This is a genomic window from Bacillus sp. BC05(2025), assembly GCF_056725905.1.
The window spans coordinates 1-13,494 of record NZ_JBWYRA010000012.1 but is presented as its reverse complement, the minus strand read 5'-3'; the positions used below and the strand labels follow the sequence as shown (position 1 = coordinate 13,494).

Annotated in this window: 11 protein-coding genes and 1 pseudogene; 8 read left to right on the top strand and 4 right to left on the bottom strand. The window is 36.4% G+C overall.

Going from position 1 to position 13,494, the window contains the following annotated elements; translation table 11 throughout:
- Positions 1-24: 24 nt before the first annotated feature.
- The 4 genes from ACZ76X_RS25200 to pheA all read left to right on the top strand — a co-directional run bounded on the left by ACZ76X_RS25200 (position 25) and on the right by pheA (position 5,607).
- The gene (locus tag ACZ76X_RS25200) at positions 25-801 is read left to right on the top strand and encodes an ABC transporter ATP-binding protein (protein ID WP_000114530.1); all 777 of its coding nucleotides are present in this window, start codon (positions 25-27) and stop codon (positions 799-801) included.
- Entirely contained in the window at positions 776-2,698 is a 1,923-nt protein-coding gene (locus ACZ76X_RS25195) for an ABC transporter permease (protein WP_479852042.1), read from the top strand. The genes ACZ76X_RS25200 and ACZ76X_RS25195 overlap by 26 nt, the downstream gene beginning before the upstream one ends.
- 49 nt (positions 2,699-2,747) lie before the next feature.
- Positions 2,748-4,658 carry an ABC transporter permease gene (locus ACZ76X_RS25190; RefSeq protein ID WP_479852041.1) on the top strand — a complete coding sequence of 637 codons (1,911 nt, stop codon included), beginning with the start codon at positions 2,748-2,750 and terminating at the stop codon, positions 4,656-4,658.
- A 97-nt stretch (positions 4,659-4,755) separates the two neighbouring features.
- Positions 4,756-5,607: a prephenate dehydratase gene (gene pheA / locus ACZ76X_RS25185; RefSeq protein WP_479852040.1), complete on the top strand. Its 852-nt coding sequence runs from the start codon at positions 4,756-4,758 to the stop codon at positions 5,605-5,607.
- A 178-nt stretch (positions 5,608-5,785) separates the two neighbouring features.
- On the opposite strand, the gene ACZ76X_RS25180 is transcribed toward pheA, so the two are convergent.
- From ACZ76X_RS25180 to ACZ76X_RS25165, 4 genes are all read right to left on the bottom strand, one after another.
- Positions 5,786-6,256, bottom strand: coding sequence for a hypothetical protein (locus ACZ76X_RS25180; protein ID WP_479852039.1), 471 nt, complete (start codon positions 6,254-6,256; stop codon positions 5,786-5,788).
- Positions 6,257-6,405: 149 nt separating this feature from the next.
- Complete coding sequence (locus tag ACZ76X_RS25175) at positions 6,406-7,053, bottom strand: MOSC domain-containing protein (RefSeq protein WP_479852038.1); 648 nt, start codon at positions 7,051-7,053, stop codon at positions 6,406-6,408.
- Positions 7,054-7,132: 79 nt separating this feature from the next.
- Positions 7,133-7,675 carry a transcription repressor NadR gene (locus tag ACZ76X_RS25170; RefSeq protein WP_078417860.1) on the bottom strand — a complete coding sequence of 181 codons (543 nt, stop codon included), beginning with the start codon at positions 7,673-7,675 and terminating at the stop codon, positions 7,133-7,135.
- Positions 7,675-8,817 (bottom strand): IscS subfamily cysteine desulfurase, encoded by a 1,143-nt coding sequence (locus ACZ76X_RS25165; protein WP_479852037.1) that lies wholly within the window; start codon positions 8,815-8,817, stop codon positions 7,675-7,677. The genes ACZ76X_RS25170 and ACZ76X_RS25165 overlap by 1 nt, the downstream gene beginning before the upstream one ends.
- Positions 8,818-8,969: 152 nt before the next feature.
- Here ACZ76X_RS25165 and nadB point away from each other — a divergent pair, with 152 nt between their 5' ends.
- The 4 genes and pseudogenes from nadB to exsA all read left to right on the top strand — a co-directional run.
- On the top strand, positions 8,970-10,499 hold the full coding sequence (gene nadB, locus ACZ76X_RS25160; protein WP_479852036.1) for an L-aspartate oxidase: 1,530 nt from the start codon (positions 8,970-8,972) through the stop codon (positions 10,497-10,499).
- A 19-nt stretch (positions 10,500-10,518) separates the two neighbouring features.
- A complete protein-coding gene (gene nadC / locus ACZ76X_RS25155) occupies positions 10,519-11,352 on the top strand; it encodes a carboxylating nicotinate-nucleotide diphosphorylase (RefSeq protein WP_479852035.1) in 834 nt (277 codons plus the stop codon).
- Between the two features lie 30 nt (positions 11,353-11,382).
- Complete coding sequence (gene nadA / locus ACZ76X_RS25150) at positions 11,383-12,489, top strand: quinolinate synthase NadA (RefSeq protein ID WP_479852034.1); 1,107 nt, start codon at positions 11,383-11,385, stop codon at positions 12,487-12,489.
- 225 nt (positions 12,490-12,714) lie between these two features.
- A pseudogene (gene exsA / locus ACZ76X_RS25145) lies at positions 12,715-13,494 on the top strand (spore coat assembly protein ExsA); the annotation flags it as partial.

Here is a 13,494-nt window from a genome sequence, read left to right as displayed (position 1 = left end):
AGAAAACACATAGGGGGATTAGAAATGAGTGTTCTTGAAGTAAAAGGATTAACGAAGGTGTATCAATCAAAAGGTTCAGTAGCGACGACTGCTTTAAACGATATAAATTTTAAAATAGAAGAAGGCGAATTTGTAGGGATTATGGGTCCTTCAGGAAGCGGGAAAACAACGCTTTTAAATTTATTAGCAACAATTGATAAGCAAACTTCAGGTCATGTGCTTGTAAATGGCGAAGAAATTAATCAAATGCGTGCTGCAAAACTAGCAGAGTTTCGCCGTACACATTTAGGATTCATCTTCCAAGATTTTAACTTACTTGATACGTTATCGATTAAAGAAAATATTATTTTGCCGCTTGTTATGGCGAAGAAATCTGTAAATGAGATTGATGCAAAAGTGCTTGAGATTGCAAAGTTTTTAAATATCGAAGAAATTTTAAATAAAAAAGTATATGAAGTATCAGGCGGGCAACAACAACGTGCAGCAGCTGCGAGAGCGATCATTCATGAACCAACTTTAATTTTAGCGGATGAGCCTACTGGAAACTTAGATTCTAAGTCAGCAAAATCATTAATGAGCGCGTTGCAAGACTTACATGAACAAAAGAAAGTGACAATTGCAATGGTAACGCATGATCCGGTAGCGGCGAGTTATTGCGAACGTATTCTATTCATTCGCGACGGAGAAATTTTCTCAGAAATACATAAAGGAAGAACAAAGCAAGCCTTTTTCCAAGAAATTTTGGACGTACTTGCGATGCTAGGAGGAGAATATCATGAACTTTCGCCAGCTCGCGCTTAATAACGTAAAAGGAAATTGGCGTAATTATAAAGCGTTTCTTATAAGTAGTTGTTTATCGATTGTCGTATTTTTCATGTATGCTTCTTTTATTTATCATCCAGATGTCGTAAGCGGTAATATTAGTATGAGAAAGATGATCACAAAAGGATTAGAATCGATGAATTATATTGTGGTCATCTTCTCGGCACTCTTTATTTTATATGCAAATTCAACGTTTTTACGAGCAAGAAAAAAAGAGTTTGGTCTACTAACATTAATAGGCGGAACGAAATCGCAGCTCGGCCGAATGATTATATTAGAGCAACTGATGTTAGGTAGTATTGCAATTGTAGTTGGTATTGGGGTTGGAATGCTTTGTTCAAAATTATTTTTCCAAGCGTTAAGTGTATTATTAAAAATAGATAAGACACTTCCACTCGTATGGAATAGTAAAGCAGTTTTGATTACGGCAGGTGTATACTTTATTCTATTTTTAATCCTATCATTGTTTAGTGTTTGGACAGTAGGACGCTTGCAAATTATTGATTTATTAAGAGAGGCAAGAAAGCAAAAAGTAGAGCCGTTTGCATTTACATGGTTATGTGTAGTTGGTATAGGATGTATTATTGTTGCATATGTACTTAGCTTCCAAGTAACGTTTCTGAATTTCCTCATCCTCTTTTTACCGGTGGTAGGACTGACAATTGGCGGAACGTATTTACTATTTACACAAGGTAGTACAGTTGTATTAAAAGCATTACAAAAAAGAAAGCAATCTTTCTATACATATCCAAATATGTTTGTTCTTAGCAATCTTATTTATAAAATGAAAGATAATGCTCGTTTTTTATTTGTAATTTCTATTATTACGGCGATTGTATCCTCGGCAGTTGGCACGCTTTACGTATATTTTGAAAATTTGAGTGCGAAAACGGTAGAACTTACACCACATGCTATTTCATATGAGGAAAAGGGGTTAAATACATATAGCCTTATTAATGAAGAAAAGGTACAGGAGCTTGTGAAGAGACACGGGTTTGAAGATGCACGAAAAGTAACCTACGTTAAACTACCAGCAACACAGAAAATAACGTTGTTTAATAGTGAACATGAAGTACCGATGACGATTATTTCAGAAAAAGAATATAATGCGGAAGTGCGTAAACAAAAGAGAGAGCAACCTTCAGAAATTCATAATGCAATGGGTAGTGCAACGATGGTTATGGTTGATATGTCAAATGAACTGATGAAGATAGACCGTACAAAACCGTATGAATTTACAATTAACGGACAAAAGCAGTCTGTTCAATTAAATGCCCCAACGCAGTATTCTGTTTTTAATGATAGTGAATATCTCGTTGTAAATGATCAAGATTTTGAGAAATATGCAAAACTCGTACCAGATGAAGAAAAGACGAAATATTATGGTTATTATATTGAGGATTGGAAAAGTACAGAAGATCTTGTATTAGATTTGAAAAATGAAATTGCACCAGAAAAGCAAGGGGAATTGAGAAATTCAGTGTTTGCGTATAAGGATATAAGAGAAGGTGGAGCAATTACAATGTTCATTGGTTTCTTCGTAGCGGTGCTGTTCTTCTTCTTCGCTTGTAGTATGACATACTTTAAATGGTTTAACGATAAAGAACAAGATCGTATTCAATTTAAATCGTTAAAGAGAATCGGTATGACAGATAAAGAAATTCGCAAAATTGCGATTCGACAAATGGGAGTTATCTTCTTTATCCCAATTTTAATCGGTTCCATTCATAGTGGAGTTGCTCTTCATACGTTAGGGAAAATGCTTTATATTGATTTGTGGAAATCAGGCGCGCTTGTAATTGGAGCATACATTTTAGCTTCTGCCATTTACTTTATAATCGCGCAAAGAGGATATTTAAAACACGTAAAAAGCTAGGGGAACCTCTAGCTTTTTGCCTATGTAGTAAGTTACAGGAGGACGATAGATGAAAATTCGGCAACTAGCGCTGCAAAATATAAAAGGAAATTGGCGTAATTATAAAGTGTTTTTCTTAAGTAGTTGTTTTGCAATATTTGCTTCTTACGCATATATGTCTGTCATTGTGCATCCATATATGCAAGAGACGATGTGGTATCAAAACGTACGCTGGGGACTTATCATATGTAATGTTATAATCATTTCTTTTTTCGTCATATTTATTTTGTACTCTACTTCAATTTTCATAGAAGCACGTAAGAAAGAATTAGGGTTATACATGTTAATGGGAGCAACAAAGTCTAACGTAATAGGAGTGATTATGACCGAGCAAATTTTAATCGGGGTCTTCGCGAATATTTTCGGTATTGGGCTTGGTATGGTCTTTTTAAAACTCTTTTTTATGGTATTTAGTATGTTACTGGGGCTTCCGAAAGAACTCCCTGTCATATTTGACGTAAGGGCGATTGGTGTAACATTTATTACATATATGGTCGTTTTTATTTTGTTATCTTTTATAAGTGCTTTACGTATATGGAATATAAAAATCATTCGGTTATTGAAAGAATTTCGAACAGATAAAAAAGAGAAGAAAACATCAAAGTGGCTCTGTTTATTCGGTTTTGCTTGTTTAGTGGGCGGGTATGCGTTGGTGCTACAAGTGACGATGGCTACAATAGTGATATACTTTTTCCCTGTGTCTATACTTGTCTTTTTTGGAACGTACTTTTCTTTTACACATGGAGCTACCCAAGTGTTAGAAATGATAAAGCGAAATAAAAAGATTATGTATACATATCCGTATTTATTTATAGTGAATCAATTGTCACATCGAATGAAGGAAAATGGTCGCTTTTTCTTTCTGATGTCTATGGCAACGACGTTTGTAGTTACAGCAACAGGTACGGTGTTTTTATATTTTTCTAGCATGCAAGATATGTGGCGAACTGGAGGGGTACACTCGTTTTCGTACATAGAAAAAGGTATTTCTACTCATGAAGTCTTTGAGGAAGGTGCGGTTGAAAAATTACTGCATCAATATGAGTATGATGATTTTCAATATATAAGTTTTGTTGGAGTGTATGCATCCTTTCAATCTAATAAGGGAGAAACAACAATAGTACCGCTTATAAAAGAAAGTGAATATAACCAAGAAGCGAGGAAACAAAAACAGAAAACGTATCACCATAAAAAAGGTACAGTGACACTCGTTTATTATAATAAATACAATAATTCGAATGTATATAATCAAAAAGAGATTCAATTGCAAGTAATGAATCAACCATATCAATTCGTATTTAACGGCCAGAAAGAAGGGGTTCAATTTAACTATCATCCTTCGTACATTAATGGTCTGTTCTTCGTTATGAATGATGAAGATTTTGATAGTATAGCAAATCAGGTTCCTGATTCTGAAAAAATGATATATAGAGGCTACACATTACCAAATATCGAAAAGACGAAGAGATTAAATGAAGATTTACGGAAACATATGAAACAAAATAATAATGCATTTCGAAGCAATATGGAGTTATATGTAAATATGAAAGAAGGCGGCGATATTACTCTATTTGTAGGCTCATTTATTAGTATATTGTTCTTTCTTACTTCATGTAGTATCGTGTATTTTAAATGGTTCCATAATATTGCATCGGACCGAAAGCAGTATGGTGCACTCTCTAAACTTGGAATGACGAAGGAAGAAGTATGGAAAATTTCTCGTTGGCAATTATGTATGCTATTTTTTGCGCCAATTATAGTAGGGAGTATGCATAGTGCAGTTGCGTTATATACGTTTCATAATACGCTTTTTATGGATGGATCATTAAGAAAAGTAGGTTTGTTCATTCTGTTTTATATCGCAGCATGTATCATTTATTTCTTCTTCGCTCAAAGAGAATATAAGAAACATTTAGACTAGCGAAAGTTAGTCTTTTTTTAATATTCGAAATTTACATAGAAGAATATAAAAAATTATGGTATAACAGTAAGAAAACGAAAAAAGAGGGGAAAAGACGATGATTCGAGTAGGATATTTAGGACCAGAAGCAACATTTACAAATATGGCGGTGAGTCGTTTTTTTCCGGAAGCAGAGCATGTGCCATATCGAACGATTCCGGATTGTATGGATGCAGCTGCAGATGGAAATGTAGATTATGCAGTGGTACCACTAGAAAATGCCATAGAAGGCTCAGTGAATATAACAGTTGATTACCTCGTACATGAGCAGCCGCTTTCCATTGTAGGAGAAATTACAGTACCCATTCAGCAGCACCTACTTGTACATCCGCAGTATGCAGAAGTGTGGGAAGAAGTATATGCAGTGCATTCTCATCCACACGCTATTGCGCAATGTCATAAATTTTTAAATGAAGAGTTAAAAGGGGTAACTGTCCGAGATATGACATCAACAAGTGCAGCTGCGCAATATGTGAAAGAACATCCTGAAGAAAAAATTGCTGCCATTGCAAATGAAGCAGCTGCAGAGAAATACGGATTAACGATTGTAAGACGTAGCATTCATACGCATAAAAATAATCATACACGTTTCCTCGTGCTCCATAAGAAAAAGAAAGCAATACTTTCAAATAATGGAGAAAACCGCGGAGAGAAAACGACGCTTATGATAACGTTACCCGCTGATTATGCAGGAGCGCTATATCAAGTGTTATCAGCTTTTGCATGGAGAAAATTAAACTTATCAAAAATCGAATCGCGTCCGATGAAAACAGGTCTTGGAAATTACTTTTTCTTGATTGATGTCGATAAAGCATATGATGATGTATTATTGCCAGGCGTAACGATGGAACTTGAAGCACTTGGTTTTTCGGTTACTGTGCTTGGGAGTTATTCTTCTTATTGGTTGTAAAGGTGAGCTATTGTTAAACTTGTTTGAAATGAAAAGCTGTTTCTCGGTTTGAGGCAGAGTAAGCTATCGATTCTATTGAAGTAAGTGATGTAATTAAGCTAGCAAAATAAAGAATCCGTCCTAAAAGAGATTCTAGGACGGCTTTCTGTTAGGAATAGGTCACTCTTTTTTCGTGTTTTTAGTACGCATCATTACAACTATTATAATAATAGGATTCATCATTGTTCGAATTACTGCAGCAAATACAATTCGTTTGTTGTATGAATAGGTTAAGTGTAGATGGAGCTACAGTATCTGAGAAAGTAATACTTAAAACATCTTCTACTAAAAATGTTTTAATATCTCCTGGTGTTAAGGTAAATATAAGTGGAGAGCGATGGTTTAATCTTGCAATTGTTAATCGAATCGTTGTTGCAAAAGCAGGACTGAAACTAAATTTAATAAGTGTCTTATTATGATTTTCAGTGAAGTTTTCAAATACAGTTCGAGGAATTCCAGTTGTTATATCAAGATCTTGAGGAGTATCTCCCGTACCGAAAATAGTATAGTTCTGTATAAAACAGTTATTTGAATCTGAATTTGAAGGATTACATGGACGATCATTTTTCTTATAATATTTTTTTCCATTTTTTAAGAAGTAATCTGCCATAATTAATCACTCCCTTCACATATAAGGATTAAAGGTTGTCCATATATAATATGAAATATATTTTTATATGTTTGGACGTGAAGGAAGAGAAAATAAAAAGAGTCCATCTGGTAGGATAGACTCAATACTGTTTTACCTGGTGGGATTCTTTATTTTAACTTCACAAGACGCTCTTCTAACTGACCACGCCAAATATCGGCTAGTTCTGGAACAGCAAGAATCTTTTCAATGCCCTCTTTATCTTTTCTATTATGAAAATAAATTTCGTTAGAGAACAAAACAGAAACATTGCTCGGTTGACGTTCTAGTAATGTAATTTTTGAATCTTTACGTACAGTACCTTCTTGAAGAACGCGGCATAGGTAGCCGGTAAATCCGGTTGCTACAATGCGCGGCAGTATGCCAGGAATACCGAGGCGTTTTGAAATCGTGCTACAAGGTACGCGCGCTTGTGTCACTTGAATAATCGCTTCACCTAATTTGTATGTATCTCCGATGCAAACATCACGCTCTAACATATTTGTTACGGTAATGTTTTCGCCAAATGCGGAAGCTGGAAGTGTTGTTTGGAATTCTTTTTCCCATAGTGCGTAATGTTCGTGTGAGTACACACAAACTGCGCGATCAGGTCCACCGTGGTGTTTTAAATCTGCTACATCATCACCAAGGAAGCCATCTTTTGATAGGAAAGCTTCTTCGGTAAGTTCTTTACATATACCAGTAATCATTTCTTTATCTTCGCTATATTTCATTTGTTTCGGCTTGCCAATGCTAAAGTGAACGAGTTCAATTCCCATATTTGATCTCCTTTACGATTGATTACAATATTATAGCATTAAAAAAGCACAGAGAATGATAAAAACTCTGTGCTTTACATTAATAAACGAGAAATCCTGCTTTATCTAGTGCCTCGCAAGCTGCATCTAACTTTTCTTTTGAATCTGCCTCAATTGTATGTAAGTGAATACCATCCGTTAGTTGCGAAAGATAGGAAGCATTTGTGTTTTCGATTTTTTGTAAATATTGCTCTACATCAAAGCGATTGCTTACCATGATGGATGCTGTTAAGTCACCGTATACAGGATGCTCAACCTTTACATCTTTAATCGTGATGCCGTGGTCAACAAGCATTGTAAGTTCTTGACGTACTTCTGCTGGCTTATGTTGGCATACAATTACGCGTTCGAAAGCTTGTTGTTTCTCTTGTGGTTTTAAATATAAATAGCCTTGAGCAGTTGCAATAATTGGTTCGTTTCTTGCTTTAAGTAAGGAAATATCTTGCACAATCACTTGCCTACTTACGTTTGTCTTCTTCGATAGTTCATTCCCAGATAACGGCTCATTTGCAGCGAGAAGCCACTGAAGGATAAGCTGTCGTCTTTCTTCACCTAAAATCTTTTTTTGGTCATTTTGTTTCATTATGATTTAACACCTCTATAAAATTGATTTCCAATTGTGTGTAGTGCATGAATAGTAGTATCAATTTGATCTTTCGTTGTTTGTTGCCCGAAAGAGAAGCGGACATATTGTTTTGCCTCTTCATACGTTTTTCCAATTGCAAGCATTGTTTTCGAAGGTTCTTGTTTACCGACTTGACAAGCACTTCCGGTAGAAATGGCAATACCGCGGCGATTACATTCTAGCATTGTATATTGACCTTCTATTCCTTTTATTGTAACCCCAATAATATGTGGTAAACAAGAAGTAGAATGACCTTCTACTTCAATTTCTAGAGGAAATGCTTGTAATCGCTCTAAAAAATAGGATCGTAACTCTTTAAAACGTAAGCTTTCTTCCTGTTGATTTTTTAATATATTCTCAGCAGCTGTTAAAAAAGATGCAATGCCAGGAACGTTTACTGTACCTGGACGAAACCCTTTTTCATGAGAAGTCCCTGGAAATATTGGTGTCCAGCGAACTTGCGGATTTATATAGCAAGCGCCAACACCCTTCGGTCCGTATATTTTATGTGCTGAAACAGAAAGACTATCAATCCCCATCTCAAAAACATGGATAGGAAGTTTACCAAATGTTTGCACACAATCTGAATGAAATAAGACGTTATATTTTTTTAAAAGTGCCCCAATCTCTGCGATGTTTTGAACGGTTCCAATTTCAGAGTTTCCGTGCTGTATACTTGCTAGAACAGTATTCTCTGTAATAGCTGTTTCTAAATCATCTAAATGAATTAGCCCATTTGTATCAACAGGAATTTCAGTAATTGTATACCCTTGTGATTGTAAGGATTGAAAATAACTTCGAATGGATGCATGTTCCATAGGTGTCGTAATAATATGCTTCTTATTTCGGGCGTTTAGAAGAGATTGAATCGCAAGATAGTTAGATTCTGAGCCGCCGCTTGTGAAAAATACTCCTTGTTCTTTTCCTCCAATCATTTCCGCAAATGTTTTTCGGCAAACTTGTAATAAAGAAGAGGCTGTTCCTCCCATATCATGTAAACTTTGTTCATTTCCGAAGTATTGCGACGCTGCTTTCATATATGTTTGTAACGCTTCCGCGCTCATAGGTGTAGTAGCTGCATAGTCAAGATATATCATCATGTAAGTTCCTCTCTCTAGTAAGAGTTACATTTCTTTTATTTTTTAAATGGTAATGAAAATAAGAATTATAAAAAAACTCTTGTCATTATTTTAAAACTATGTAAATATAGGTGTCAAGACAGTTGAAAAGTGTAAAGTAGGAGGCAACAATTATGCCAAGTGCAGATGTCTTAATTATTGGAAGTGGCGTTGCGGCACTTCGTGTTGCGAAAGAGATTTGTCACGAAAAGAATGTGATTATTATCACAAAGAAAACGAGCCGTAATAATAATACATATTTAGCGCAAGGTGGAATTGCCGCAGCGGTTGCTACATATGACAATCCAAATGATCATTTTGAAGATACGTTAGTAGCAGGGTGTCATTATAACAATGAAAATGTGGTCCGTTATTTAGTCGAGGAAGGACCGAAAGAAATGAATCATCTCATTGAAAATGGAATGAAATTTGATGGAGATGAAATGGGTCCTCATCTTGGGAAAGAAGGTGCACATCGAAAGCGTCGTATTTTACATGCAGGCGGCGATGCAACAGGAAAGAATTTATTAGAGCATTTCATTCAAGAAGTAGCACCGCACGTTACGGTAGTGGAACAGGAAATGGTGCTTGAATTTATTATAGAAAATGAAAAATGCGTTGGAGTTTTAACGCGAGATAGTGAAGGGAAGTTGAAGCGTTATGATGCAGATTATACTGTGCTAGCCTCAGGCGGGGTTGGTGGTTTATACGCCTTTACTTCTAATGATAAAACAATTACGGGTGATGGACTTGCGATGGTATACCGCGCAGGCGGAGAGCTTGTAGATTTAGAGTTTGTACAATTTCATCCAACGATGTTATATGCGGGCGGGCGATGCTGTGGCCTCGTTTCTGAAGCTGTCCGTGGTGAAGGAGCTGTCCTTATAAATGGAAAAGGGCAGCGTTTTATGATGGATATACACCCAGATCATGATCTCGCACCGCGTGATGTAGTGGCAAGAGCGATTCATGAACAGCTTTTGTCGGGTGAAAACGTGCATTTGAATATCGAGTCTATCCAAAATTTCGAAGAACGTTTTCCAACTGTATCAGCATTGTGTAAAAAGAATGGTGTTGATATAAATAAAAAACGCATTCCGGTCGTACCCGGAGCTCATTTTCATATGGGTGGCGTGAAAACAAACATTGATGGGGAGACGTCCATTCCAAATTTATATGCAGTCGGTGAAGTAGCTTGTAACGGTGTTCATGGAGCAAATAGATTAGCAAGTAATTCGTTATTAGAAGGTCTTGTGTTTGGAAAAAGAATAGGACAGCATCTTTTAACGAAGGCGACAAAAGACAGATTGAACAAATTTGCTGAGAAGGAAGAGAAGTTTATCGTTCTGAATCATTTGCCGGCGAAAGAAGAAATACAAGAATGCATGATGAAATACGTTGGGATTGTGCGAACAGAACAAAGTTTATCTTATGCAAAGAGATGGCTTAGTAAGTACGGTGTTCGAAATATGATATTGCAACATGATGCTCTTACAAATGAGGAGATAACGATTATTAATATGTTAACAGTGTGTGAGCTTATCGTCGTATCAGCTTTGCAAAGAGAAGAAAGCATTGGTGGCCATTATCGAAGTGATTATCCATATAGAAATAGCGTAAAAAAAGAAATCGTTCGAGTGAAAAGAAAACTACAACTTGTGTAATGAGAGGAAGAGGGGCTTTATGAATACGATAAAGGTTAAAGAAGCATTAAATCGATTTTTTCTAGAAGATATAGGAGAAAGAGATGTAACATCTCAGCTTATTTTTCCAGACAATTTACTTTCAAAAGGAACGTTTCTTGCGAAGGACACAGGGGTCTTTGCGGGACGTTTAGTCATTGAAGAAGGGTTTAAATTAATTGATGAGAGAATTGAAGTTGAGCTTCATAAAAAAGATGGAGATCTTGTAGAAAAAGGCGAAATAATTGCAACTGTCCAAGGACCAATTGCATCGTTATTAACGGCAGAGCGCGTTATATTAAACGTTATCCAGCGTATGAGCGGGATAGCTACAATGACATACGAGGCTGTTCGTGCCTTAGATAGTAGCCATACACGTATTTGTGATACGCGAAAAACGATGCCAGGGCTACGTATGTTTGATAAGTATGCGGTCGTGTGCGGAGGCGGATTTAATCACCGTTTCGGTTTATATGATGGTGTCATGATCAAAGATAATCATATTGCTTTTGCTGGTTCTATTACGAAAGCTGTTACATCGGTGAAAGAAAAGTTAGGACATATGGTGAAAGTAGAAGTGGAAACAGAAACAGAAGAGCAAGTAAAAGAAGCTGTAGCTGCTGGTGCAGATATTATTATGTTTGATAACCGTACGCCAGAAGAGATTCGGGAGTTTTCCAAGATTGTACCAAGTGCTATCGTTACGGAAGCATCAGGAGGCATTACGATTGAAGATTTATCGAAATACGGAAAAACAGGGGTAGATTATATTTCACTTGGAGCGTTAACACATTCAGTGAAAGCATTTGATATTAGTTTTAACATAGAGGCGTAAGGAAAGTGGCTTAGAGGGGGAGAAAGGGATATGAGTATTTTAGAAAAAGTGCAACCGATTGAAACGATGTTACCAGAGCGTTATTACACGATGACAACAGAAGATATGGAAAAGCGTGTTCGTGAGATTAAAGAAAAAATGGGGAAAACACTATTTATTCCAGGCCATCATTACCAAAAAGATGAAGTGGTACAATTTTCTGATGCAGCAGGAGATTCACTTCAGCTTGCGCAAGTTGCAGCGAGTAATAAAGAAGCAAAATATATTGTATTTTGCGGTGTACACTTTATGGCAGAAACAGCAGATATGTTAACGACAGATGATCAAATCGTTATTTTGCCAGATATGCGTGCAGGCTGTTCGATGGCAGATATGGCAGATATCGAACAAACAGAAAGAGCCTGGAAAGAGCTCACAAAATTATTTGGAGATACGATGATTCCGTTAACGTATGTTAACTCTACAGCTGCAATTAAAGCGTTTTGCGGTCGAAATGGCGGAGCGACAGTAACTTCCTCTAATGCAAAACAAATGGTATCTTGGGCGTTTACACAAAAAGAGCGCCTTGTCTTTTTACCGGACCAACATTTAGGAAGAAATACAGCATACGATTTAGGTATCCCGTTAGATAAAATGGCAGTATGGGACCCGCATACAGATTCATTAGAGTACGATGGAGATATAGAAGAAATTCAAGTGATTTTATGGAAAGGACATTGTTCTGTTCATCAAAACTTTACAGTGAAAAACATTGAGAACGTACGGAAAAATCATCCGGACATGAACATTATTGTACATCCAGAATGTTGCTACGAAGTTGTAGCTGCTTCGGATTATGCAGGTTCAACGAAATATATTATTGATATGATTGAAGCGGCTTCATCTGGAAGTAAATGGGCGATTGGTACAGAAATGAATTTAGTGAACCGAATTATTCAACAACATCCAGATAAAGAAATTGTTTCACTGAATCCATTTATGTGTCCGTGTTTAACGATGAACCGAATTGATCTGCCGCACTTATTATGGGCACTTGAAATGATAGAAAGAGGAGAAGTAATTAACGTTATTAGCGTAGATAAACAAGTGACTGAAGAGGCAGTTCTTGCATTAAATCGTATGTTAGAGCGTGTGTAAAGCAGCGGATTCCCGTTGCTTTTTTTCGTACATATAATCATAACGAGAACAAAATGGGCATACATTGTTTTGAAGAAATCATTGCGATTATCTTATACTTATTCCGCTTCTAATGATATTGAAAATCGAAGAAGTGATACAAGTGAAAAGAAGTTAATGTTATTTAGAAAGGGTTACTTCATGAGATTTGTTACTTATAGATAAGTTATACAGGAGGGGGAAAATTTGAAAATTCATATCGTGCAAAAAGGGGATACCCTTTGGAAAATTGCGAAAAAGTACGGAGTGGATTTTGATACGTTGAAAAAAACAAATACACAACTTAGTAATCCAGATTTAATTATGCCAGGTATGAAAATTAAAGTGCCATCAAACAGCGTTCATGTAAAACAGCAGGCTGGAGCAGGCTCAGCACCTCCAAAACAATACGTAAAAGAAGTGCAACAAAAAGAATTTTCAGCAACGCCAACGCCGCTTGGAATAGAAGATGAGGAAGAGGTTACGTATCAATCAGCACCAATTACACAGCAGCCAGCTATGCAGCAAACACAAAAAGAAGTGCAAGTAAAACCACAAAAGGAAATGCAAGTGAAGCCGCAAAAAGAAGTACAGGTAAAACCACAGAAGGAAATGCAAGTGACACCGCAAAAGGAAATACAGGTAAAGCCACAAAAAGAAGTGCAAAAAGAAAAGCCAATTCAAATAGAAAAACCAGTTGAAAAACCGTCTGTTATTCAAAAACCACCTGTTATAGAAAAACAAAAACCAGCGGAGAAAGAAAACACGAAATTCTCGGTAAATGTATTACCACAGCCGCCGCAACCACCGATAAAAGCGAAAAAAGAATATAAAATTTCAGATGTAATTAAAAAAGGAAGCGAATTAATTGCTCCTCAAATTAATAAAATGAAACCTAATAACGTCATTTCTCCGCAAACGAAAAAAAATAACATCGTATCACCGCAAGTAAAGAAAGAAAATGTAGGAAACATCGTATCACCGCAA

Coding starts and splice junctions, on each gene's coding strand:
- nadB (WP_479852036.1), top strand. CDS start 8,970: ATGCCAAGTGCAGATGTCTTAATTATTGGAAGTGGCGTTGCGGCACTT.
- ACZ76X_RS25190 (WP_479852041.1), top strand. CDS start 2,748: ATGAAAATTCGGCAACTAGCGCTGCAAAATATAAAAGGAAATTGGCGT.
- ACZ76X_RS25165 (WP_479852037.1), bottom strand. CDS start 8,817: ATGATGATATATCTTGACTATGCAGCTACTACACCTATGAGCGCGGAA.
- nadC (WP_479852035.1), top strand. CDS start 10,519: ATGAATACGATAAAGGTTAAAGAAGCATTAAATCGATTTTTTCTAGAA.
- ACZ76X_RS25195 (WP_479852042.1), top strand. CDS start 776: ATGAACTTTCGCCAGCTCGCGCTTAATAACGTAAAAGGAAATTGGCGT.
- pheA (WP_479852040.1), top strand. CDS start 4,756: ATGATTCGAGTAGGATATTTAGGACCAGAAGCAACATTTACAAATATG.
- ACZ76X_RS25180 (WP_479852039.1), bottom strand. CDS start 6,256: ATGGCAGATTACTTCTTAAAAAATGGAAAAAAATATTATAAGAAAAAT.
- nadA (WP_479852034.1), top strand. CDS start 11,383: ATGAGTATTTTAGAAAAAGTGCAACCGATTGAAACGATGTTACCAGAG.
- ACZ76X_RS25200 (WP_000114530.1), top strand. CDS start 25: ATGAGTGTTCTTGAAGTAAAAGGATTAACGAAGGTGTATCAATCAAAA.
- ACZ76X_RS25170 (WP_078417860.1), bottom strand. CDS start 7,675: ATGAAACAAAATGACCAAAAAAAGATTTTAGGTGAAGAAAGACGACAG.
- ACZ76X_RS25175 (WP_479852038.1), bottom strand. CDS start 7,053: ATGGGAATTGAACTCGTTCACTTTAGCATTGGCAAGCCGAAACAAATG.